Source organism: Burkholderia pyrrocinia (assembly GCF_018417535.1).
Taxonomy (GTDB): domain Bacteria; phylum Pseudomonadota; class Gammaproteobacteria; order Burkholderiales; family Burkholderiaceae; genus Burkholderia; species Burkholderia pyrrocinia_E.
The window spans coordinates 2,896,261-2,919,755 of sequence record NZ_CP070977.1 but is presented as its reverse complement, the minus strand read 5'-3'; the positions used below and the strand labels follow the sequence as shown (position 1 = coordinate 2,919,755).

The window sequence follows — 23,495 nt, the reverse complement described above, 5'->3', positions numbered from 1 at the left end:
GGAGAGCCGTCGATGAATCAAAGCCGCGTCAAACAGACGCTCGTCAGAACCACGTTGCTCGCCGCGCTGACGGCGGGCCTCGCCGTGTCGCTGCAGGGTTGTGTGCTCGGGATCGTGGGCGCAGCGGCCGGCGGCGGCGCGTTGATCGCGACCGATCGCCGTACGCTCGGCGCGCAGACGGAAGATCGCGAGATCCAGGTCAAGGCGCTTTCGCAGATCAACAACGGGCTGCCCGACCAGTCGCACGTGAACGTGACGGTGTTCAACCGCCGCGTGCTGCTGACGGGTGAAGTGCCGAACGATGCGTCGAAGCAGCGCGCCGAGGAAATCGTGCGCGGCATCAACAACGTGAACGGCATCGTCAACGAACTGTCGGTCGAGCCGGCGGCGTCGTTATCGTCGCGCGCGAACGACTCATACCTCGAAGGGCGCGTGAAGTCCGAGCTGATCGCGACGAAGGGCATTTCGGCGAACTACTACAAGGTTGTCAGCGAGCGTGGCAACCTTTACCTGATGGGCCTCGTGACGGTCGACGAAGGCAATCGCGGCGCCGAAGCCGCGAGCCAGGTGCCGGGCGTCGAGAAGGTCGTGAAGGTGTTCCAGTACGTGAAGCCGCAGGATGCGCAGGCGCTGCAGGCCGCGTCGCCCGCGAGCGGTGCGTCCGGCACGCAGGCTGCCGCCGCGCCCGCGGACGCCGCGACGGTCGGTGCGGTGCCCGACGCGTCGGTGCAGTCCACGCCGCTGCAGCCGCCCGCACCGATCTCGAATTCGTCGAGCGTGCATCCGGGCAACCCGAAGGCGCCGTCGCAATGAAGATCGCGCGGATGAAGCAGATGAAACAGTGGATGGTGCAGGGTGCCGCGGCCGCGGCGCTCGTGGCCGGCACGCTGGGCGCCGCGCACGCGGACGTCGGCGACGGCCTGAAAGTGGCGCGCGGCAATGCGTGCATGGGCTGCCACGCGGTCGACCGCAAGCTCGTCGGCCCGTCGTTCAAGGATATCGCCACCCGCTACAAGTCCGATCCGCAGGCCGTGGCGAAGCTGTCGAAGAAAGTGAAGGAAGGCGGCTCCGGTGTCTGGGGTGCAATTCCGATGCCTGCGCACCCGCGCATGAACGACGCCGACGTCCGTTCGGTGGTCGAATGGGTGCTGGCCGGCGCGCCGTCAAAGTGACGCGTTCGGGGTGACGTAACCCCTATTGCCAAGCGCGGAAATGCGTGTGTATGATGATCGACTGATGGGGCGGTAGCTCAGCTGGGAGAGCGTCGCGTTCGCAATGCGAAGGTCGGGAGTTCGATCCTCCTCCGCTCCACCAAGAATTTCCTTTAAAACCGGCCGCTTAGGCCGGTTTTTTCTTGTTTTTCTTCTATATCAGTCCCAGTCTTTTTCGGTCCTTTCCAGTCTATTAGTGTCCCAGATTTGTCCCGCGTGAGACCCGTGTCGGATCGGCCGATGCGGCCACTACAGTTCCGTCCGCACGCGTGTCCTCTGTTGACTGATTTAAGCAGACCATAGACAATCCAACTCGATTGACCTTTGACTTGATCGGACGAGCCGATCAAGGCCCGTGTGGATAAGCACCCTCCGCGCGCGGTTAACGACATGCCAACCGACCGAATACGAACGGCGTCGGCGCAGCGCAAGACAGAGCGCAGCAGGGCATGGCGAAGGAGCCACTGAGGGCCATTCGGCCCGCCTCTTGGTACAACGCTGCGGCGTCTGGGCCATCGGCTGGTGCGCACGTTCGGTAGCTCACATGCACATATTGCTTGTGGGTCGCCGGAGTTCGCCCATGCCAAAAGATTATCCCGTCGAGTTGCTGACGCTCGGTCAGCTATGTCTTCTTCTTCATAGAAAGCCCGCGACAGTCTACGCAGACATTGCAGGGAAGCGTTTCGATCGCTTGCCGCCGATCGTTCGATTGCCCGGCCAACGGAAGTTGTTCTGGCGCAAGCAGGACGTCTTCGACTGGATTGATCGGCACGTCCAACCAGCAGTGGCTGCCACCGTTGTTAAGCTCAGGTCCCGCAAAGCGGTGCAAAAGGCCGAGGGGGTAGCCGAGTCCCGGCAATCACGTCGAAGCGGGCGGCCGACGAAACGCGAACAGCTTGAACGTCTGGCGGCAATGCGGGAGGGCAGATGAACTCCCTAGTTGAGCAGAACTTGCCGCCAATTGCCGAGGGTGTCGAGGATGCGCGGTCGGACATGAGTTCGTCCTCGTATTTCGTGTCGTCGACCGCATGTCGCCCGAAAGAGCCGACCCATGACGAGCAGGGCATTTCCCCGGCGCATATGGATGTGTTCGAGGTGCTTGTCGTTGCACATGACTGGTCGGTAAAGGGTGACTTGTCTTCGATGGAATACCCCATCTTCTCATTGAGCAAGAACAAAGACACCCGCATCCGTGTTTATTCTCGAGGCGGGAAGACGGTGAAGGTGATCCCCTCTGCCCTCGGGGCCGCTACGTTGTTCGACAAGGACATCTTGCTGTACTGCATCAGCCAGATCGTCAAAGCCCACGGCGCCGGCATCAAGGTGAGCCCCCGTCTCAAGATCGCAGTGCATCCGTTCCTGATCGGCACGCGGCGAAGCACGGGTGGTGCGTCCTACATGCGCGTGCTCGATACGTGCCGCCGCCTTAAGGGCACCACGATTGAGACCAACGTCAAAACTAACGAGCGCGAGCAAGTCGAAGGGTTCGGTCTGATCGAAGACTATAAGGTGGTGCAGTACACCAAGAATGGTAAGGGCGCGTTGGAACTAGAGCTGACGATCGCCAACTGGCTCTACAGGGCCGCCCTTGCCTCCGACATCCTGACGCTGCACCCAGACTACTTTTCGCTTGGCCAAGCGCTTGAGCGCCGTCTGTACGAGCTGGGCCGCAAGCACTGTGGTTATCAGCCCTGGTTCTCCATCGGTTTGCCGTTGCTCAAAGAGAAGGCTGGCAGCTCGCAGAGTGCGAGCCATTTTCGCCAAGAGCTGAAGGACATTATCAAGCTCAACCGACTGCCGGACTACCGGCTGGCCCTGGACGAATCGACCAAACCCAATCAGCTTGTCTACCTAACCCGCGACAGTAAGCGTCTCGTAACAGAAGCCAACCGCGCCGGTAAACTGAGCTGGCTTTCGGACCTACTCCAGCAGCCGATGCTGTTGTCCAAGCCTGTCACCCGATGACTTGCCTGTCGCCGCAAGTCGTCTATCGCCGACAAAACCGATTGCGCGCCTCAATCGGTCGATTCGTCTATCGCGGTGACTTTACTCGTCTTTCGCCGATGGTCGTTTTGCGCGAAAAGCCGCGCCGGAAGCGGGTCTTGAGCACACTGGGGCCGGAACGCGACCGAACTGCAGTCAGCCTGACGGCTGAAAACTACTCGTCTATCGCCGTAACCTTGGCCACTTGTCCACAGATTTTCCGTCATCGTCGTCTATCGCCGTCGCATTTGTCGTCTATCGCCGTGACTCTGACTCGTCTATCGCCGGACCTCAAATTCGTCTTTCGCCGATGTGAGGTCCGGAATATCTATTTTAAATCATCGGCTTGCGACGGCTTTCCACACCCTTAACACGCGTGCGCGTCTTAACGCTTTTTCTTTTAACGCCTTTAACGCGACACATCTCAAAGGACTTCGCCCCCTCTCCTCCAAGGCGCGGCGCCCCTTGGCCTTCGGCCTTACCCTGCAAGTCGTGCGCGCCCTCGGCGCGAGGATCGTTACAGGCCCGGCTGCGCCAGGCGGGCTGTAGGTAACCGTCATAGCAGCAGCCGTCTAAGCGGCTCAGGACCGCCGCAAGCGGCCATCCTGACCTGGCCCGCAAGCGGGCCACCCTGACGGGCGCTAAGACCCGGATAAATCACGCTGGCCACGTCTGCGCCGTGGCCAGCGCTCAACCGGGGCGCGTGTGCGCGCGGCTGTAAGCCGCGGTGGGGCGCGAAGGCCCAAGAGGGCTTGTAGAAGGGAGCGAGGGAGAGCGATAAATCGTCAACAGGCTTATGAACGAGCGTGGCATCCATCGAGGGATGTGTCCAGTATTCGTATTGACTGGTTGATGCGGGCGTTCTCTATTGCATTGCAAAAAAATCGGGCACGCTAACCGTACTTCGGTCGGTGAACTTATTTCGACCCAGAACGGTCGGCGCGAATTGACACGACGTCAGCGGCAGCATCTAGAGAACCATTGTGGTCCTTCGAGCAGTCAAGCTAAAGGTCAGCTACGAAGCGATTCCGATCGTGCGCGGCCGGCCACGGCATTGCCGCCTTTCGGCGGGCCTAACGGACGTTGGCCATCCTAGCGACTGCGCCTGGAAGGCCGTTATCAAGTCCGGTTGAAGGGGCCCATCTGCTGGTGGTGCTAAGGGTACAGAACATGCGGGGGGCGATCACCAAGATGACGCTTGTAGGTCGCAAGGTTCGAGGTATCGAGGGCGTATGCACGCAGAAGCCATCGTGACTGGCCTCCGACGTCCTCTCCGACTTCTCCCCGGCCGTGCAGGCTCAACCGGTTGTTGATTATGAGGATGTCGCCCGGCTGCACCACGACCGGCACGGCAACCCGGTTGCAAACCGCCTCGAGATTGTTGGCAGCTTGTTCTGCCGGCCCGCCCATTTCGGACGGAACGACGGCGCTATGGCTATAGCGCACGTAGGTGCCACCGACAACGTCCTTCAAAACGGGCTCGTCGACGACAACAAGCTCCTTTCCCAAGATGCGCTTCATGCCCTGAACGAAAGTCTTCTGGGAGCGAATCGAGTATTGCGGCTTCTTGAGCTCATCGATGTCGTCGGGCAGCATGGTAGCAAGCACGTCAGCCAGCGGCATCAGATTCGTCGGAACGTTCATAGGGTTACGCAGCCCCACGAGAGTCACAAGGTCAGGCGAAGGGGCGATGCGCACATCTTCGGCGTCATCTTCACCATTGAACGGGAAGCTCACGCCATCCGTATGGCCGCGCATACTCTTCCTCGATTTCTCGGCGAAGGCACCGTCCCCTGGCATCGCCACAAGGTTCACGAACAGGTTGCCGTCGTTCTCGGTGGCGTAGGAGATCGTTTCCAGATTCAGCGCGCCATGCACGGCGAGCACTGCCGCCCTGCCCGCCATCGTGGCACCCGTATCGGGAACGGGAAAGAACCCTTGGGGCGTGTCGATCAGCTCGACAGGGTCGAAGACGTTCTGCAGATGGCAATGCGCGGCCAGACTCACGAATCCTCGAGCGGCGGCCGGCGTATGGCCGCCGAGCATCAAATTGCGTTCCACGGCAGCGCCCAGTGTCGCACTCAGGGCAGCCGGATTTGCCATCTCGGCGTGCCGTTGGGCCAGTGCGGTCGTCTGCATCCAGTGGTCCACAGCCGCCCTGACGGCCGTGGCGAGGTCCGTCTCCGTCATAGGCTCCTCCTGAGGTTGATATATTATTGATACGCGCATAAACTGATGTCAAGGGGCGAACGTTCGCCTGCTATGCCATGGAGGGCGTTAATGAATCCCGCTCATGACCCTGTAGGCCTTGCAGAGGGACGAGCACTGCTGGCCCAACTGCCAAACCTTTACCTTGCCGCCTTGAAGAGTACCCAACTAGAGTATCCAGTTGGGGGCGGAGTGCGCTGCTCATTTGAACTCCCCACCTTAGGCAAGCGAACAAAGACAGCGCCTACTGCAAGGGAAGCTATCCACGCTGTCCTTATAGAGCTTTCTGATGTTTTGATGACCCGGATGCCATTTCACGATTGGCCAAAGGATGCGGACAAGCATGCCTTGCCTATTGCACCTTCGATGGGAAGTACATTGTCGTTGGAAAGCGAGAGCGCCGAGCGATTTCAGTCAAAGGATCGCCAGTTCACCATCGGGGTCACACTGCCCGTGACATTGAAGAAGGCGTTGAACGGCCTTGCGGAACAGCAAGGAACAAGCTTTGCGGGTGTTGCTCGTCAATTGGTAGCGGTGGGGTATGACGACTTCGACGATAGGTCGTTCTCGGAAGGGTCGGCGGGACTGCTCTCCAAGTTTGCTTCCGACGTTGGCAAATGGTTTCCCGCAGACACTGAGCAGGTAATGCTTAGGCTCGATCGACCCTTGGCAGTACGTCTTCGTTCTAGTGCAAAGGAGTACCGAAGGTCAGCATCCGAGTTTGGAGTGATGTGCTTGGCACATGGACTTGTTCTGCAGACTCAGCTAGTTGAGCTCGAGCAGAAGGTCGCAGCATTTCGCGGTGCGGCTGTTCGCAAACTTGCTCCACAGGTCGGTCTCGGAGCTCAGGCAGCTCTGCTCTCGGGAGTGCTCGCAGGTTCCATCCGTGCACCAAAGAAGGTGCTGAGGCGTCTCAGTGAGGTCTTCGATGCGACAGAGCTTGCTTTGACAGAGTTCTTCAAGCGCTCCTTTGAGAATCGCACTGTTCCAGCGTTCAAGGCAGAGAATGGAAAGCCTCAAGTCTCTCCTTCTGCGACGTCTTGGGAGGATGCTGTCAAGTCGTTGAACTTGCCAGCGGACCAAGCGAAGGAACTTCTTCAGCTCGACGAATAGAGCCATGAACCCATTTCAGCGTGCACGGAACGAAGCCAGAGCCACAAGAGAAAGGCTTGCCCCTGGACAGGCTGACACTGCTATTCCGGCAAAGGACCTTCTCGGAGCTATCGAGGACGAGCTCGGCCTAGCCATCGAACCCGTCGAACCGTCATATCCTGACCTTGGCGAGGGAAGCGCAGTACTGCAGCGCGAGCAGTTGTTCATCTATGTCAGCAACGAAGTCCCGTTGTGGAGCGATGTATTCTGCGGACTCGTTGCCCATGAGCTCGGCCACTGGTTTCTTGATGCAACCAAAGCACCGATAACGGTTGCTCACCTGAAGACTCTATTTGGGAGTGATGGTTCGCCCGCCGTCATGAAGGTGGAGGCCTATGGAGCCAGAGAGCGACAGGAACTTCAAGCCAACGTATACGCTAGAGAGCTGTTGTTGCCTCGGGACTTGGCGCGCAAACTTGCGCTTAGTGGTGTGGGCCCAAGCAGTGTCGCCAGGGACCTTGGCATTCCACTGGAGTTCGCTCGCCAGCAGATGCTTGACGCGCTGCTTCTGCCGGATGCCGAATCCGCTGCAAGTGCGCTGAATCCCCCGAGTCCCGACCAGCTCGCTGCTGCACGAGCCGAAGAGCGTGCAGCAAACGTCGTTGCCGGGCCTGGAACAGGCAAGACGTCGACGCTCATCCACCGGGTCAAGTATCTCGTTGAAGAGAAGAAGGTGGACCCAAGCCAAATCCTCGTTCTGACGTTCACGAACAAGGCTGCATTTGAACTTGTCGAGCGTTTGCGCGGCGCCGGCATTGACCGAGCAGCTGACATTTGGGCAGGTACTTTCCACGCATTTGGGCTCGAGTTCCTGCGCAAATTCCATCAACGGTTCAGGCTGGAACCCGACCTGCACGTCGCTGACCGTCTCACGTCGATGACGATGCTCGTGGCGGGGCTGCCGCAGTTGAGCTTGAGCTACTACCTGAGGGTGGAAGACCCATATGATTGGCTCAGCACAGTCATCGAGGGAATCAAGCGCCTCAAAGAGGAACTCGTTTCTCCTGAAGAGTACCGCGAGTACATCACCGAGAATCCAGCGGAAGACGCAGAACTTCAGCGCCGTCGGGAAGATGTGGCGACGCTCTTTGAAGCGCATGAAGGGCTGCTGGCGCAGGGCCGGACGGTCGACTTCGTCGACCTCATTGCAAAGCCGGCTCTAGCTCTTAAGGCAGACCGAACGCCATTCACCGAGCTCGCCGACAGGTTTCAGTACATCCTCGTCGACGAGTACCAGGACGTTACACACGCAATGGTCGAGCTGCTGCGCCAGTTGGCGCAGAAAGCGAAGTCAATCTGGGTTGTTGGCGACGTTCGGCAAGCCATCCATCACTGGCGCGGCGCCTCGCTTAAGAGCTTGTTGAAGTTCGACGCAGAGTTCAAGGCGCACGCTGGCGGCACAAAGATCCAGCGCTATCCCCTTGATACCAACCGTCGCAGTGCCCGCGAAATTCTCGATCTGGTGCAGGAGGTTGGGCGTCAGCACAAGCTTGAGACCAGCATGCCGCTCGACCCGATGTCGGCGGCAAAGGGCGCTTGTGGGGAAATGCCCAAGGTCATCACTTGCGCCAAGCGGGAGGAAGTCCTAAGTGCGGTTGTCGATAACGTGGTGGCTCTACAAAGGGCTGCAGTTCCCTTCGGTCGCCAGGCAGTATTGTGCCGAAACGGCAGCGATGTTCAGCAGGCTGCTGAAGTACTCGCCTCCCGAGGGATTCCGGTAATCTACATCGGCGAATTGGCGCAGCGACCAGAGATCAAGCGGCTACTCTGCCTGATGCAGCTGCTCGTGGAGAGACAACCGCGAGCACTATTGGGCCTCGTGGATGTTGCCGGATTGGCAATGCCCGTGGCCGACATCCACCGACTGCTGGAGGCGGCTAATGCTGACATGGTGTACCAGCGAGGCCGGTGGCTGGAGGACCCGCCGACAGGCCTTTCCGCTCCGGGCATGGCTGTCATTGCAAAGCTGAGCCAATTGCTGCGTGGCCATCGCCATAGTTCCAACCCCTGGGCCTTCGTTTGCGACATCCTGCTGGAGCATCACTTCGGTCTGCCGCCTCACGCAGACCAATCCGTCAGTGCGTGGGTGCAGCGGATCGCACTATGGCAATTTGCGTATGCTGTTCGCAACGGAGATGGCGAAATGAAGGAGGCACGCCTCTCGCGCTTCCTGATGCGTCAGCGCTTGCGACAGCGCATCGGTGAAAGTTACGTCGACCGCGAGCTGCCCCCCGAAGCCGGTGCTCTCGATGGCGTGCGACTGCTGACTGTGCACGGAAGCAAGGGGCTTGAGTTCGAAGCGGTTCACGTGGCCTATGTCAATGCAGGAAGCTATGGCGCGCAGATGCCCACGTGGGTGCCACCCGAGAACGTGTTGGACATCGTGCCTCCGGAAGTTCTTGGTAGCAGCCAGGCCGAATACGACGTTGAAGCGGCGGTCGAGCGAAACAATCTGCTGTACGTCGCGGTCTCACGTGCCAAGCGCCACCTCCATATCTATCAGGAGAACGAGTTCGGTGACGACACGCTCGCTCCGCAGCTCCAGCACTTTCCTCGCAAGTTCACCCCTGTTCGCTATAGCGGCTCGGCCATTAGGGTGGCTGCCGCGGCACCACACCGGGCATTTACGCCGCCGAGCGTCGTGAACTTTGAGCATTTCGACACCTATGTGATGTGTTCCCTTCAGTACTGGTACTCTCAGGTCGTAGAGCTCAGGAGCGAAGCAGATATCGACATTTCTCTGCGAGCGCGTTGGGCAGTCATGAGCGCTTTGAAGGCGGTGGCCTCGGGCGTGCCGGGTGCGCCGGATGCGCACCTGCTTTCGGCATGGACGGAGCAAAAACTTCCATCCGACCTTGAGGACCCATCTCTATGGCGAGATGCGAACTTCGCGTTCTCGCGAGGCCTTGACCTCATGCGATTGATTCTTAAAGAAGGCGGCCGATTTGCTGAACCCACCTCCCTCGTCGGTGGAGTAACCGTCCAGATGCCATGGGGCTTCGTCATCAAAGGGCCGTACTCCACTGAGTTCGCGATGATGCGCTTCGCCCGCCGTAGGGTGTCGGATATTTCGACGGTGTTGAAGCCTATGGTTCCCGGTCTCGACCTCCCTGGAACGAAGAAGCTAACTCTCAACCACGTCCTCTCCGACAAAGTCGACGACGTGCCAGGCGGCAAGCGCCTCGAGGCAACCAAGTCGTTCAAGGCGGCGGTCCGAATGCTCGCGGGCGACAACCGACCTACGAAGGGTAGGCACTGCGGCCGCTGCTCCTACATGACCATCTGCCCATCGGCACCAAGCTTGTAGCAATGCTGAGGAGAGGTCCACCGGTCGTTCGCCCCGACGCCTCTCACACGGCGGCAGACGCCGCAGTGCCATGACTGAGCGCACTTACCTTACGACCAGCTTCAACGGATGGACCGACTAAAGGCTCTTCACGCTCGACCTGCCACCGCGTCTAAGCAGTTAGCCGCGAATCCCATGTGCTGGTGACGGTGGGTTCCAAGTCGAGGCGCGACCAAATAACCTCGGCGGCCGGGCTGAAAAAAGAGACGGCATTCAGTCGTCGAGTGTTTCACGGAAGATTAAGAGACTTAACTGGCCCCTTGCACCGCAACGCTCTGGGCTGTTTTGAGGGGAAATGTTTCACGGTTGGAAAGGGTTTGGCGGCAAGCCCGCATTTCAACAGTGACATAACAGCGCTTATGTCAGATTTCATAGCTTGATCGTCATAGAAATGACGTTGTACGTAGTCGTGAATTGGACCACTGCGGCAAACCGTGTTAGGCCGGCCGTGTCGAGCGCACGGTACGGCGGCTTGCTAGGCGGGGTTATTTGGTCGCGCTTGTGTGATCCATGCGGCGAAAGTGCCCTTTCGAGGGGCCGCCAGTGGGCGTATGCTCACAGCAAAGGAGAACGCGCGATGTCAGCTGACAAGTTAGGCCGTTTTATGACGAGCCCCGAGTTCCTTGCGCGCGCGAACGCTGCTATCGCCAAGGCCGTGCGCGAACTGGAAATGAAAGGTATCCAGCCCGTATACGCCAATCGAGACGCGGGTCGTATTGTGGGTGCAGACGCATCGCACAAAAACAGCTCTTGCGAGGGACGATGCGTTATCGATATATTGAAGCGCGAAGCAAATCCAAAGGAGGGCGGAGAATGAGCGACAACGGGGCCGCGCTTGGCAGAGCGTTTACGGCTGAGCGGAATGCGGCAGACTGGAAGTCGTATGCGAAGAAACTTGAACAGCAACTTTTGGTTGCCCAGGCCAACCTTGCCGGTCACAAAGTGCTCAAGGAAATCGCAATTCGTGAACTGGCAAAGGCTGACCCCTCCCATTTTTTGACTACTCAACATAACCGACAACGGCTGTTTGATGAGCAGTTCGATGCTGTGATCTCCGGCAATCGTCGTGCCGCGTAGCGCATACGAAAAAGCGCTTTCAAACTGGCTCTCAATCAGCCCAAGTCTCGGCCTACACCCCCTGATGGACCGATAGACCTCGGCGGGTCTCCATCCCCACGCCCGAGTACAGAAGGAACTTGGCTCCGACCGATGTTGCCGCCATGCCCGATACCCGCACCGAACAGGCGATTCACACGATCCTCTAATTCCGGCATGCGCGACGCCATCTGACCGCCTACCCATGAGAACACCTGGTCAGGCACGATGTGTATCAAGCTGAACGTGTTGTTACATAGCGTTTGGCACATACCGACGTAGAGAACGATGTAGCCAATGATGCTCACGAGGCCTGTCGTGGAGTCGTATTGAGCGTTCTGCATGGCAACGCCGAACATCGAGTTGAGCAGCGTCCCGAGCACGACAATACCCGCGCCCGCTAGGACGAAGCCGATTTCCATGAAGACTGGTCGGAACATGACGTTCAGCAGAAAGATGTAGCCATGTGTAGGTCTTTGTCCCAACCCTTCGCCTTCGCCATCAAGGTGTGTCATCGCCCATAACGGCGAAGCGACCATCGACTCCCCGATGACGGCGTACCAGGACACGACGCCGCTGAACCAAATGATGAACGGAAGCATCGGGATGTAGATCGACAGCATCGCGCCGAAGAAGAATAGCGAGATGATCGTGATAACCACGAACGGCGCGAGCGCTTTTAGAATCCCTTTCGCTGCACCTGCAATGACATCGGACATGCCCAAGGTGGCGACATCAGCAGCGGCCGACGCGATCTTGCCTGCGGTGGTCTCCTTCGCCTCAGCTATCCCTTCCAACGCTGCATACCCGGCGAGACCGACCCAACCGGCGTCAAGGATATAGTCGCCCAGATTCTTCATGCCGATCAGTGGATTAGTCGTGCCTCCAGGGCCTTGGCCGGAGTTGAGGCTGACCGCCCATTTCATTAAGCCCTGGCCGTTGAAGATCTTCCCAAGAATGCTCTTCGCATCCGTCAGGCCGCTAACGCCGCTTCCGAACATACCGCTGGCATTTTGTGCAGTGGACACCGACGCGTCCTGCTGGTTTTGCTGCAAATACGCCGCACTTACTCTTCGGTATAGCTGCGGGTAGGGCATGTAGTCGGGATCGGTACCTGGTACCGCGGCGGCCGTCGCGTTGGCGAGGCTCGTTACCTGCGAGTTCGCCTGAGCAAAAGTTTGATACCACGCCCCCATCATGATCCAGCCGTCGCGTTGCAGGTTCGACTGTATTACGCTTGCCAATCCGTTGATCGCGTTCGAGGAATTCGAGATCGCATCTGAAACGGTCTTCTCGTACTGGAGCGCGGCCCGATTAATCGTGTTCTGAGGATCTGCCGGCTGAGCCTGCCCATTCACGGACGACACGTAAGCCTGCGCAGCGGACGACAACGTGGACTGAAGCGTGGTCAGCGCGCTCTGGTGCGCGCCAAGCATCTGCGAGTAGATCGATCCGGGGTCGAGCGAATAGACGGCCATACCGTCATACGACGGTAGTGTCGGCGGTTGCGTAATGTTGATCTCCGCTCCGCCGCACGAAAGTCCTCGCTGGTTCATGAGCACGACCTTGTTGCTCGTCGTGATCGCGTTGAAATTTTCGCCTGCATCGACAGACACGCCGCTTTCGTTCGGCATGTTGGCTATCGCCGTGTTAGCCGCTTGCGCGCAGAGGTTCGCTTCAAAGAGAGCCTTCGCGAGTGTGGTCGCCTGCGGCGAGGCTGGCGTCGCGATCATCGATCCGCCGCTGTTGAGCACGGACACCGCAGCGTCGAGCGACAGGTTCGCAATTCCCACGCCGAGCATCGTTCCCCAGAGCATCGCCATCTGCGCGCCACAGTAACCGCCGAAGACCGGAACGAGACCGGCAAAGCCGACACTCATGCGTATGATGAACCACGGCGAGGACTTTTTCTGTCCCATGAACTCGCCATCCTGCCCGGTTGCGATCATTGCAGAGCCAAAGTGATACATGGCCCATATCGCACCGACAGCGAGCATGCACGCGTTCACTACCAGGAACAGTTGCGCGATCATGCCGCCCGATCCACCGCCGGCTGCGAGCGGGTTGTGTACCACGGACCCGTAGACCAGTTCCAGCAACGACATGGACTTGTCGCCGCCGCGGTTCGCCGCGTTTTGAATGTCGCCCATGGACACGGTCGACTGCGCAAACGACGTTGCTGATGCAAGCAAGATCGCCAGCGCGATGGCGGTTTGCTTGCTTCGGCTCCGCGAACTGGCGTCGCCGCAGCACGTTCCGCTCTGAGCCAAGCGGCGACCGTTCAACATTTTCTGCGATGTAGTGCTCATCGTTGGATCTCTTGCTTGACTGCGTTCTCGGCCGTTGTGTATGCCTGTTTCAAGAAGAACCCCCAGAAAAAGACGATCCACGCGATGGCCATTGCGACACCGACCCAATTCATCCAGCTTCCGGCCTCACCGTCGTGGCTGCGCGCCCACCATAAAGAGGCGAGCGCGAAGCAATGCACGAGCACGCAGATCTGGACGATCAGGCATGCGTCTTTGAATTGCTCGCGGGTCAGGCGGCCCCGTGCCCGGCGACGGCGGATCACACGGGGAATGGCCGCGATCACATGTGTCAAACGACGGAGGTTGCGTTTCATGGCGTCGCTTCTAGCTTTGTCGGCAAACGGTGACCCACCCATTGCCCTCGCTGCCGCCCGAAACATCGGAAGGGGAGTTGAAAACGTTGAAGTAGTGGTTTTGTAAGATGCCTGAGGCCCAGAACGAATCGTATTGAACGCATCTCCAGGCCACGCCGTCGCCCGCCGTTATCCAGACACCGGATTGGCAAAACAGTGGGCCAGTTCCAGAATTGGCTATCAACCCGTTGGGAGAGCAGGCTCCGCCCGGTGCCGCCCATCCGTTCGGCTGGATATATTCGTTCGAGGTAAACCGCCCCGTCGTGATCAGTTGGCCGCTTCCGCCACCGCCGCCGACAATTGTCGCTCCCGAGCTGTTCCATGGCTTCAGGTAAAGGTTGCCGCCGCCTGTCTCAATGTACTGAGTGCCGGGGTTATAGATTTGGGTGTTGGCGCCCATCGTGGTGTTGCCGTTGATCTGTACGTTCCCGTTGGCAATCACGTTGCCTGCCTGATCAACGGAAAACAGTTCTCCGTTCCACGCGCCGTTTACTAGACGGAATCTGCCGTTCGAACTCTGCAAATAAACAGCTTGGTCATTGGCACCTACGAGGCCGAGCACTCCGCCCTCCGGAACTTGGTTGAAGGCGATCACTTTGCCATTGGCCAACGACACGGACGGCGCACCGAATGCACCGTCCGCGAGAGTCTGCAGGCTCTGGGACGTAATCGAGTTCCCGTTGGTGATGTTGTGCAGCGTTCCGGTCGTGCCTTTGAAGTTCAGGTCGCCTTCCATCGGAAGCGAGCCATCGCGACGAACAAACGCCGACCATCCGCTCGACCCGTAACCGACACGCATCGCAAGCACACCTGCGACGTTGCCTTTCGGATTTGGCAGTGACCAGCCGCCATCTGGGCCCGCTATGATGTCGGGCGTCACGATATCGGAATAACCCCCATCACCTCCGATCGCGGCCGCTCCGTCATCGAGAGTCAATGGGCGGCCGGTCGACGGGTCAGTAATGGCGCCGTCGATATACACCATACCTGCGATGTCACAACGGGGGGCGACGCACCCGACGGGCGTTTTCGCAACGGATATGACGTACGGTGCCCCATACACGCTTGTCGTTGAATAGCCGGCGGGGACGACATCGATTGCCTCGAGCTCTGCCATCGTCGGCGCGTACTCGTTCGCAACGCCTGGAATGGCTGTGCCATTGACCAGATTCGAGTAGTAGATGGACAGGTATTTGCCGTTGATGCTGTTGCCGATGTCGGCAAGTAGATTGCCTTGTGCGGCCATTTGCTGTGACAGCATCTCTTCACGCTTCTGCCACAGGCCAACGGTCGCGAACGCGATTGCTATGCTCGCTGCAATGCCGAGCGACATCAGATCATAGAAACCGCGCTGCCGAGCAGGAGAGCCGATCAGCATCTTGGTGAGCAGGCCTTTCTCCGGTGCATGGTAAGTTTGGTGCGTGTCGGGGCCAAATCGTGCGGTTACATCCAGCATGTGGTTAAAGCTCATTGGTTACCTCGCACGATGCAGCGTCAGCCATTGCCGCCGCGTCATAGGAATTTCCACGCAGATGCCGTTCACCACCTGCACCTCCATGGTTTGCTGGTTGTAGTAGTCCTCCCAGATCGCCACGATGTCCGGGGACGTGCCGGGCGGCTCGACGCCGAGCGGGTCGGGCAACGAGGTCTGGGCGACTGCCAGCGGCGACACTGCGAGCAGCGCCGCGGCGGCTTTCATGCATGCCTCCCGTAGCATCTCTGATCCGGTGAAGTGACGTTTTGCGTTGTGCATGTCAGTGCCCTCGTGCGTAGACGACAGCACAGCGCAGGTCATACAGGCCAAACAAATACCCACGCATTTCCGTGCCAGGCTCTGTGCTCTCGATGAGGCTTTCGAGCTGATCGAGCGGCATATGGAACGGATCGTTCAACTCGAACGCTATTGATAATTCGCTGTCGCTCGGAATGGAGGAAAGGGGGTGACTGCTAAAATGCTTATTAGCCATTGCGTAGCCTCTCGTACAGGTGACGTGGTGGTTAGGTGAGACGGCCGGTTCCAGCCGACCGTCGCACCGCTTTCTGTTATGGTTTTCTAATTAAAGATAATCAATTATCACCCTTGCAGATAATCGAGCAATAGGCGGGTTGCGCTATAGTTCAATGTCGGCAAAGTTTTTTTATATTCGTTGCGAAATTGCCGAAGCGCATGTGTCGTTAGATATAAGGTCGACCGACGAGAAGCTTCCTGGCAGTCACCGTAAAACTTAGGGCGAGGCAAAGTTGGCTGACGTCTGCGCGCAGCCAAAATGCTTGATATCAGTGAAATGGGAATTGACGAACGCGCAGCGAGTGCGCTTCGTCAACTATCCGTTCTGGGGCATTGATCGCCGGACCGGCGCTTGCATTGGCGCAGTCGGTTTTGCGGTTTGCATTTGCCGGAATTCAGACCAGGCGCTGCGGCGCGGTGCATAGTGTCGGCGCGCAGTGCGGGTCGAGCGGTGGCCGAGGAGAGCTGCAACCTCCTCGGCAGACGCGATGGCCTTCGCGTTCGCCGAAAATTGATGACGAGCGGAATAGAGCGCGTACGTTCGCTTGTCGTCGCCAGGCCACAGAGCGGCGCACGTTCTGCGAATTGCTTGTGTGCATCCCCTCTGAATCACGGAGAACTCAAGCCCGCGAGCGAGAAGCTCTCGGAGTGACTCGAGGTGAGCGCGGACCACTGGCAAGTCGTCGGCGCCAACGGGGACCACTCTGCTTATACCCGTCGCCCGGCCGTTGGTAGCTTTCGCGTTTAGTACGTTGAGAGCCCTGCTGTCTTCAGACAGCCGTGCGTTTTCCCATTCGCACGGACGCAACCCCGTCGCAAGTCCAGCCATTAGCCACAGTGCGGCGCGTTTCGAATAATCGCTAGCGCGGGCCGGACTGGCGAGGTTTGCTACCAGCAGATCGTAGTCGCGCCTGGGAATGCCTTTTCGTTTGCGCGACGACGTGTGACCGGGTTCGCGGTTCGACCGACAATCGGCAGACGGAAGGCTGCGGATCTCCTCTGCCGTCTGCTTGAACAGCGGATCTCGGTTTCGCTCGAATTCGATCTCGTATCGGCAAACAAGGCTGGCTTGGTACTGCCGAAAAGTTGCCCACTTCCAGTCTTTGGCGCGCCGCTTCATGTAGGCAACGACATCGCTTGGTGCCGGATAGGCATCCTCAGGTAACTCCAATTCTTCCGCGATCCGACACAAGAGGCCATGGGCGCGCGACAGGTAGGCAGCGATGGTCGGCTTCGTCCGGGTTTGGCTTCTGGCCGTTTGACGTGGGTCCTTCATGATGTCGATCCGGCTTCCCTTTTGGGGGCAATTGGTGGGTGATCTGCTTGGCGTGGTCGAGAAGTTGCGGTTTCAAGACTATCAGCTTTCGAATGGATTTTGCGTTCCACTCAATCGTATTCTGCGTGTTTCGGGATTCGTTACACGGTGAGGTATCACGTAGCGGCTATATTTCATATAGCCGCGTTACAGCTTCACTTGTAGTGAGCTGTAACGAACCATCAGGTGTCGAGAGAGCATCAGATACCGTGTTGGCTGGAATCCCTTCGTTGATAGGGCTCGCGCGGTATGACGGTCGCCGGCTTATGGTGGTTACCGTGTCGATTTTGGGCGGCGCGAAGGGTAAGCGCTGAGCCTTACGTGCGTCAAAATTGCGTCGTTTGCTTATTCGTTTGGAACTCAAGACTGGCGGAACGACGCAAAATTGCGTCGTTTGGGCGCGGTGCACACTATCGGCGATTGAGGTCATATACTAAAGACGTCGAATTTGCGTCGTTTCCGAGAAACGAGGTGACTCGTTAAACGGCCGTCCCGCGGGCCGGCGCACCGCGCAGGCCGGCACTCATCCTCACGGTGGGGCGCAATCGCGCCGTGCCTCGACGAGAGCTGGCGTCGCGAGGCCTTCGAGAGCGGGACTGGCCCCGATGCTAGAATTCGTGAAAACCGCCTTCCGCCGAAATGACCGACGCCCTCCATCTATCGCCAACTGTGCTCGATTGGGCCGCCAATCAAGCGGGCAGCTCCTTACGTGAGCTGGCGGAGCGCGTCTCTACGCGAGCTGCAGAGAGCATCGAGCGCGGCGAGCTTACGCCCTCGCAAGCAATGAAGTTCGCGAAGGAAGCCGGCGTCCCGTTCGGATACCTGTTTTTGCCGGAACCACCCGCTAAACGCGAGCCGTTACCCATTGCGGATTTCCGGACGCTACCAGATAAGCAACCTCTGAGCAGAGACTTCTACGACGTCTTTGACGACATGGAGTTCAAGCAGGCTTGGTATCGTGAGTACCTGTTGCGCGAGGGAGTGGCACCACTCCCGTTCGTCGGTCGCTTCAAGGGGCAACGGGTCAAGGCTCGCACGATTGCCGATGATATTCGCTCCACACTGAAGCTCGAAGCCGGCGGAGCCACAGCTCGCAACGCCGACGATCTATATTCGTTTCTCGTCACGAAAGCAGAAGCGGCAGGGGTACTCATCTTCAAGAACGGCATTGTTGGCAACAACACACATCGCCCCCTTTCCGTATCTGAATTTCGTGGCTTCGTGATCAACGACGAATTTGCGCCTGTGGTTTTCATCAATGGGGCGGACGCGCCAGCCGCTTGGCCGTTTACGCTGATGCACGAGCTGGCCCATATCTGGCTGGGTGAATCTGGTATCTCGGACAGCTCGCCAGCGAGTCATAACAAGCATGAGATACTGTGCAATGCAATAGCGGCCGAAGTACTCGTACCCCAGGAGCAATTTGCGAGCGCATGGTCGGCCGCCCGAGGAACCGCAACTGAAAAGGTCACGCTGCTGCGGCAGCAATTCCGAGTAAGCAGTCTCGTTGTTGCGCGGAGAGCGCTTGATCTTCGGCTTGTGCCGTATGAAGTTTACGATGCGTTTTACCAGGATGCGCGCAAGCGCTCGACACGCAAAGATGGGGAGGGCGGAGGCGATTTTTATTTGACGCTGGCTGTTCGCAATAGCAAGTCGTTTTCGCGGAAGGTTGCAGCGTTGGCGACTTCCGGCGGAATTAGCTTCCGGGACGCAGGTCAACTGCTGAATACGAATCCAAATAACGTAGCGGTCTTCCATGCCAAGCAACGAGCGCTTTCTGCTTGACTCCGACGTTTTGATCAGCGCGAAAAATCTCCACTACAACCCAAAATATTGCGGAGCGTTTTGGGATTGGATATTGCAAGCGCATCAGGTCGGAAAGGTTCTTAGCATCGATAAGGTGCGAGACGAGCTTCAGGTCGGCAAAGAGGAGGACCTGTTACATGCTTGGTCACAACGTCCCGAGTTGTCCGACTTTTTCGTGTCGAGCAAGGCGGCAACATCGCAATGGGGAAAATTAGCTGCGTGGGCAACTACTCGCACACCCACATATCTCCAAGCAGCCCAAGACAAGTTTCTGGACGTAAAGTCGGCTGACGCATGGTTGATCGCATATGCTTCCACGCAGACCGATGTCACGGTAGTCACCAACGAGAAAGCCGAACCTGCCAGCAAGAGATCGATCAAGTTGCCTGATGCGGCCATCGCCTTAGGTGTAAAAACTATTACGCTGTTTGAGCTCCTTCAGCTCCACGCGCATGGGACGTTCTTGTTCCAGATGTAGCGTATCAACACCTACCAGTGTGGACAGGGTGCCGACTTTGACTTTCAGGAAAGGAAAAACGCGGCGGGCGATGCGTTTCCACTCGCGTATGCTCTCAGCGAAGATGCAGAATTTAAACGTCACGGCCGTTGCCATCACGACTTCCTACATGCCGGATTCGGATATTACTATGCCAAAGAAAAATGAAAATAAAGCAATAAATTCAGTTGCGGATCGCTTGATTATCTGGGCCGTTGATTTTTTGCCCAATCTCGGAATTCCGATCCTGTTTATTGCTGCAATTTGGGTCACGCCAAATAGTTTTCTATCCCCTCTGGTCTCAGTGCTTCAAATTTTCAAAATAAATCTCGATGTTGGTTACATAAAGTCAATTGTCTCAATTGTTCTGCTGGTTGCGGCGATGGTTTCCTATTCTGGAAGAAGGTTGTTTGCCTATCTTGATGCGGAGCCGCAACCACCCGAGCAATCGCGGATCTTAAGTCTAGCTGAGAAAATAGAAAATAGATTTCAGAAGATAGACGATCAACTGGAAAATCTCCGTAATCAAACTTTCAATATAACCGACGCGGATCGCCAAAACCTTTATGCGGTCGCGTCCGAAAAACTTGCCGACCAAAGTATCGGGTATGCCATTTCAGCGTTGGAGGCTCGTGCGAAAGAAAATTTTTCAGTGCGGATAAGAGATCGAACAATACGTTTGCAGTTCTCTACCACGAGGCAGCGACTTTCGGCAGAAATTGATGCTTTGAAGCGCCGAGGAAATACCAATTTATTCCTTGGCATCTTGATAACTGGCGCTGGGGTGACAACTTTAGTTCTGACCTTAACTTCCTCTCCCACAGGGGTGGCCAGTGCATGGGATTTTTTCTCCCACTACTTCCCTCGGTTGACGCTGGTTGTATTGATAGAACTGTTTGCTTATTTCTTTCTTCGGCTATACAAATCAAACTTGGATGATGTCAAGTATTTTCAGAATGAATTAACCAATATTGAGGCCAAACACGTGGCGCTGCAAGCTGTTTTCTTCGCGGAAGATAAATCACTTTTGGCTGATGTTGTAAGAAATCTCTCAAATACAGATCGTAATCATCTTTTAAAGAAGGGGGAGACAACGGTGGAGCTTGAGAAAATAAGAATGGAAAGCGATAAAATAAATTCCATTATAAAAGAAACTGCATCTTCTCTAACGGCTGCTTTCGGGCGGCAAGAAAAGCGGGGGGCGGGCACGGCACGCTCTCGGGGGTAAGTCTGCGCCTTCAGGAAGGCATGAGGCTCGCAAATCTGGAAGTGGTGCAGGGTGAGGTTCGGGGGGAAGACCATGGCAACTACTGGTGACTACATACTTCGCCGAGCTGCGCCCGCCACGGAATCCCTGTTGAGAGCGAGCGGCGTTCATACCACCAACTGATACCAACGAGGTATAGCCCGCCCCTCGTCGCTGTAGACTAGGGGCGCTTTTTGCTGGCTTTATCACGCATGGGCTGGTCGCTAACCCTCGACGGGAAAATGAGGTTGGCGAAGCGCCTAAAAAAGCGGCAAACCTTTTTCGGTGCCGTCTTTGGTGCGGATCAGCAGATGTGATCCATCCGCCTGTTCGCTGTATAGATAGTCGTACACAGCGAGCGCACGCCGGATGACCTCGCCCATGCTGTCGGCATGAACGTGGTCACGCAGCCGTTCGAGCTGTTCCTTGACCTCCACCGGCATGTCCAGATTGAGTCGGACCTTCGGCTGCTTTCGGGCTGGGCGCATTTCACTTCCAATAACGGATGGGCACACCGCGGCGGTGTCAGGCGGGCCGCAGCGGTGCGCTGCTACCCGTCACGCGCGCTCGCAGAGCGCCCCCAAGATACCGACGACCGCAATCGCGATAAAGGCTTGCGCGGTGGTGGTGGGCGGCAGGTTTTTATAGGCTGCCAGCGCGCTGACGGCGACGGTCGAAACGATGGCCAGGTTCGCGCATTTCAGGCGCGTCACACAATGGATCGCTGCTGCCTTCCATGAGGTTACCGGCGCCGGGGCCTCAACGAGACCGTCGAACCGGTCGTAATGCTGTTGCAGTTTTTCTTCGGGGGTCATCTTCGTCTTCTCCGAGACAGTAAAAACTGCCTCGGAGAACACGGAGCGCGGGCGCACGTGGAGACACCCGATGCGGATCATCGGGCTCACGGGCTTGCGCTCCGCGTCCCCAGTTGCGTCCTCGGAGAAGCGCCCTTAATGGGTGGCTCCCGGTCAGGAATGGAGAAAACGGGCAGGTAAAGCAGGCACAACAGCCGACCGATTTCTTGTCGGTACTTCCGACACCCTAATTCCTGCCTCACATCGGGAGGACGCATGACGCCCGGTGTATGGTCTGGGTGCTACTGCAGTCAGATCCAGATGCTTGATCCGACGTGATTAGTTTTGCACGTTATCGCTTAATGCCACCTTGCGGCGTGAAGTTAATATACACATAGATTGCGGGTCATGCAAGATCTGCAAGTTTGAGGGAGCGATGTTTGTTATCTATATGTGATAATGTCCTTTATCACATATATAAGGGGAGATCATGGTGTCGGAATCGAACGAATCCGAAGGGGGCGGGCGAGACATAGTATTGCCTGGGACGGTGACGGATCTCATCAAGGGGGTGCGAGAGATCCTGGGGCTCGTGAAGGATCTGCGAGAGTTTGCCGGATGGGGCATTGATGCCCTGGACAAAGGACGGCGACGACGCGCAGCAAAAAGCGTGGACAAGCTGACCTTCGGTCCGGACTTGTCCCGGCAACCGCTCGAGCGCATCGCCGCTGGGCAGGGAACGCCGGAAGACTACGAAATGATCGCCACTCGGCTGGGCGAGTCGGCGGGAACTGTCAAGGAAAGTGTCGACCGTCTGGAAAGGTACCGAGACAAGTTGCGTGAAGAATATGGTCTCGCAGCATCGAATAAACTGAGAGATGTTATTCGTGGTGTCGGCGGCAAGATGCCGTTGCGACACTCTTTGTTTGAGCTGGTCGAAGCCTCGAAGGATGAACAATCTTCTCAAGAGGACCTGCAATTTCTGGCGCAACGGATCTTGCGTTCGATCGACCGACTAAACGCAAACTTGATTGAGCTGCACGATCTCATTGTGAGGCCTGCACAGCAATGACTGACAGGGCCGAAGTAGTCCCTGCTGTCACGCCTGCGCTGCCGGTGTTGGTCACGGTCGCCGGCGAACGCGCGGGTGTGCGCTTTCTCGAATTCTTCGCGTCGGCGATCCGCAACCCGCACACCCGGCGCGCGTATGCGCGCGCGGCTGGGGAGTTCCTCGCGTGGTGCGCCAGTGTCGGCGTCACGTCGATTTCCGACGTGCAGCCGTCGCACGTCGCGAGTTGGATCGAACAGCAGACCCGCACGCATGCGGCGTCGACCGTCAAGCAGCGTCTCGCGGCAATCCGGCATCTGTTCGACTGGCTGGTGACCGGCCAGGTCGTGCAGGTGAATCCGGCCGCGTCGGTGCGCGGTCCCAGCCACACGGTCCGCACCGGCAAGACGCCGGTGCTCGAGGCCACCGAGGCACGGCAGCTACTCGACGCCATCGATGTGAGTACGCCGGCTGGATTGCGCGATCGCGCGCTGATCGCGCTGATGGTGTTTTCGTTCGCCCGGATCGGCGCAGCGCTGGCGATGTGCGTCGGCGACGTCTACGTGCAGCAGAGGCGGCTGTGGGTGCGCCTGCGTGAGAAAGGCGGCAAGGCACATGCGATGCCCTGTCATCACGCGCTCGAAGCGTATCTGCATGCGTACCTAGACGGCACCGGGATCGCCGCCGAGCCAAAGGGGCCACTGTTCCGCACGATCACGCGCGGCACCGGGCGACTGAGCACCACGCCCTTGCCGCAGGCCAACGCCTACGCGATGGTGCGCCGGCGTGCGGCGGCGGCGGGCCTAGCAACGAAGATCGGCAACCACACGTTCCGGGCGACCGGCATCACTGCGTATCTGAAGAGCGGCGGCACGCTCGAGAATGCGGCGGTGATGGCCAATCACGCGTCGACGCGCACCACGCAGCTATATGACCGGTGTCACGACGACATCAGCTTGGACGAGGTGGAGCGGATTAATGTGTAGCTAAGGCGGTGTTCGATTCCCCTTCCACCAAGCAACCGAGCCGTGCGTGCAGAAGGCCCTTGATGAATTGAACTGGCTGCCTCCACCAAATTCGGTGCGGTTCATACTTCTCGCGTGGCTAAGCGCTTTTTTACCGCCT

General features: G+C 58.0%; 22 protein-coding genes and 1 tRNA gene. 14 read left to right on the top strand and 9 right to left on the bottom strand.

Annotation, left to right across the window (positions count from 1 at the left end):
* The first annotated feature begins 12 nt into the window (after positions 1–12).
* The 5 genes from JYG32_RS13570 to JYG32_RS13550 all read left to right on the top strand — a co-directional run bounded on the left by JYG32_RS13570 (position 13) and on the right by JYG32_RS13550 (position 3,176).
* Complete coding sequence (locus JYG32_RS13570) at positions 13–813, top strand: BON domain-containing protein (RefSeq protein ID WP_174383409.1); 801 nt, start codon at positions 13–15, stop codon at positions 811–813.
* A gap of 11 nt (positions 814–824) precedes the next feature.
* On the top strand, positions 825–1,172 hold the full coding sequence (locus JYG32_RS13565; RefSeq protein ID WP_407062124.1) for a c-type cytochrome: 348 nt from the start codon (positions 825–827) through the stop codon (positions 1,170–1,172).
* A 66-nt stretch (positions 1,173–1,238) separates the two neighbouring features.
* A tRNA-Ala gene (locus JYG32_RS13560) sits at positions 1,239–1,314 on the top strand.
* Positions 1,315–1,791: 477 nt separating this feature from the next.
* The gene (locus tag JYG32_RS13555; protein WP_213263811.1) at positions 1,792–2,142 is read left to right on the top strand and encodes a DNA-binding protein; all 351 of its coding nucleotides are present in this window, start codon (positions 1,792–1,794) and stop codon (positions 2,140–2,142) included.
* Positions 2,139–3,176: a replication initiator protein A gene (locus JYG32_RS13550; protein ID WP_249744544.1), complete on the top strand. Its 1,038-nt coding sequence runs from the start codon at positions 2,139–2,141 to the stop codon at positions 3,174–3,176. Before JYG32_RS13555 ends, JYG32_RS13550 begins: the two co-directional genes overlap by 4 nt.
* A gap of 1,173 nt (positions 3,177–4,349) precedes the next feature.
* On the opposite strand, the gene JYG32_RS13545 is transcribed toward JYG32_RS13550, so the two are convergent.
* Positions 4,350–5,384, bottom strand: a complete 1,035-nt coding sequence (locus JYG32_RS13545) for a TauD/TfdA family dioxygenase (protein ID WP_213263810.1) — start codon at positions 5,382–5,384, stop codon at positions 4,350–4,352.
* 90 nt (positions 5,385–5,474) lie between these two features.
* Between JYG32_RS13545 and JYG32_RS13540 the strand changes: the two genes are divergently transcribed.
* The 4 genes from JYG32_RS13540 (at position 5,475) to JYG32_RS13525 (ending at position 10,977) form a co-directional block, all read left to right on the top strand.
* On the top strand, positions 5,475–6,515 hold the full coding sequence (locus JYG32_RS13540; protein WP_213263809.1) for a hypothetical protein: 1,041 nt from the start codon (positions 5,475–5,477) through the stop codon (positions 6,513–6,515).
* Between the two features lie 4 nt (positions 6,516–6,519).
* On the top strand, positions 6,520–9,861 hold the full coding sequence (locus JYG32_RS13535; RefSeq protein WP_213263808.1) for a UvrD-helicase domain-containing protein: 3,342 nt from the start codon (positions 6,520–6,522) through the stop codon (positions 9,859–9,861).
* Between the two features lie 616 nt (positions 9,862–10,477).
* Positions 10,478–10,717: a hypothetical protein gene (locus JYG32_RS13530; RefSeq protein ID WP_213265451.1), complete on the top strand. Its 240-nt coding sequence runs from the start codon at positions 10,478–10,480 to the stop codon at positions 10,715–10,717.
* Positions 10,714–10,977, top strand: coding sequence for a hypothetical protein (locus tag JYG32_RS13525; protein WP_213263807.1), 264 nt, complete (start codon positions 10,714–10,716; stop codon positions 10,975–10,977). The genes JYG32_RS13530 and JYG32_RS13525 overlap by 4 nt, the downstream gene beginning before the upstream one ends.
* A gap of 35 nt (positions 10,978–11,012) precedes the next feature.
* Here the strand turns inward: JYG32_RS13525 and JYG32_RS13520 are convergent, their stop codons facing one another.
* The 6 genes from JYG32_RS13520 to JYG32_RS13495 all read right to left on the bottom strand — a co-directional run bounded on the left by JYG32_RS13520 (position 11,013) and on the right by JYG32_RS13495 (position 16,941).
* Entirely contained in the window at positions 11,013–13,304 is a 2,292-nt protein-coding gene (locus tag JYG32_RS13520) for a DotA/TraY family protein (protein ID WP_249744543.1), read from the bottom strand.
* A complete protein-coding gene (locus tag JYG32_RS13515; protein ID WP_213263805.1) occupies positions 13,301–13,618 on the bottom strand; it encodes a hypothetical protein in 318 nt (105 codons plus the stop codon). Before JYG32_RS13515 ends, JYG32_RS13520 begins: the two co-directional genes overlap by 4 nt.
* A 10-nt stretch (positions 13,619–13,628) precedes the next feature.
* A complete protein-coding gene (locus JYG32_RS13510) occupies positions 13,629–15,128 on the bottom strand; it encodes a hypothetical protein (RefSeq protein ID WP_213263804.1) in 1,500 nt (499 codons plus the stop codon).
* A 3-nt stretch (positions 15,129–15,131) separates the two neighbouring features.
* Positions 15,132–15,356 carry a hypothetical protein gene (locus tag JYG32_RS13505; protein WP_175794791.1) on the bottom strand — a complete coding sequence of 75 codons (225 nt, stop codon included), beginning with the start codon at positions 15,354–15,356 and terminating at the stop codon, positions 15,132–15,134.
* 55 nt (positions 15,357–15,411) lie between these two features.
* Positions 15,412–15,624, bottom strand: a complete 213-nt coding sequence (locus tag JYG32_RS13500) for a hypothetical protein (RefSeq protein ID WP_213263803.1) — start codon at positions 15,622–15,624, stop codon at positions 15,412–15,414.
* 357 nt (positions 15,625–15,981) lie between these two features.
* A complete protein-coding gene (locus JYG32_RS13495) occupies positions 15,982–16,941 on the bottom strand; it encodes a site-specific integrase (RefSeq protein ID WP_249744542.1) in 960 nt (319 codons plus the stop codon).
* 678 nt (positions 16,942–17,619) lie between these two features.
* Here JYG32_RS13495 and JYG32_RS13490 point away from each other — a divergent pair.
* The 3 genes from JYG32_RS13490 (at position 17,620) to JYG32_RS13480 (ending at position 20,510) form a co-directional block, all read left to right on the top strand.
* On the top strand, positions 17,620–18,765 hold the full coding sequence (locus tag JYG32_RS13490) for an ImmA/IrrE family metallo-endopeptidase (RefSeq protein ID WP_213263802.1): 1,146 nt from the start codon (positions 17,620–17,622) through the stop codon (positions 18,763–18,765).
* Positions 18,737–19,264, top strand: a complete 528-nt coding sequence (locus tag JYG32_RS13485) for a DUF4411 family protein (protein WP_213263801.1) — start codon at positions 18,737–18,739, stop codon at positions 19,262–19,264. The genes JYG32_RS13490 and JYG32_RS13485 overlap by 29 nt, the downstream gene beginning before the upstream one ends.
* Before the next feature lie 70 nt (positions 19,265–19,334).
* Positions 19,335–20,510, top strand: a complete 1,176-nt coding sequence (locus JYG32_RS13480) for a hypothetical protein (protein WP_213263800.1) — start codon at positions 19,335–19,337, stop codon at positions 20,508–20,510.
* Positions 20,511–20,788: 278 nt separating this feature from the next.
* Here the strand turns inward: JYG32_RS13480 and JYG32_RS13475 are convergent, their stop codons facing one another.
* Both JYG32_RS13475 and JYG32_RS13470 read right to left on the bottom strand, forming a co-directional pair.
* Positions 20,789–20,971: a ribbon-helix-helix protein, CopG family gene (locus tag JYG32_RS13475; RefSeq protein WP_213265434.1), complete on the bottom strand. Its 183-nt coding sequence runs from the start codon at positions 20,969–20,971 to the stop codon at positions 20,789–20,791.
* A gap of 114 nt (positions 20,972–21,085) precedes the next feature.
* A complete protein-coding gene (locus JYG32_RS13470; RefSeq protein WP_213263799.1) occupies positions 21,086–21,433 on the bottom strand; it encodes a hypothetical protein in 348 nt (115 codons plus the stop codon).
* Between the two features lie 379 nt (positions 21,434–21,812).
* On the opposite strand from JYG32_RS13470, the gene JYG32_RS13465 reads away from it, so the two are divergent.
* Both JYG32_RS13465 and JYG32_RS13460 read left to right on the top strand, forming a co-directional pair.
* Positions 21,813–22,394, top strand: coding sequence for a hypothetical protein (locus JYG32_RS13465; protein WP_213263798.1), 582 nt, complete (start codon positions 21,813–21,815; stop codon positions 22,392–22,394).
* Positions 22,391–23,356 carry a tyrosine-type recombinase/integrase gene (locus JYG32_RS13460; RefSeq protein ID WP_213263797.1) on the top strand — a complete coding sequence of 322 codons (966 nt, stop codon included), beginning with the start codon at positions 22,391–22,393 and terminating at the stop codon, positions 23,354–23,356. The genes JYG32_RS13465 and JYG32_RS13460 overlap by 4 nt, the downstream gene beginning before the upstream one ends.
* The last annotated feature ends 139 nt before the right edge of the window (positions 23,357–23,495 follow it).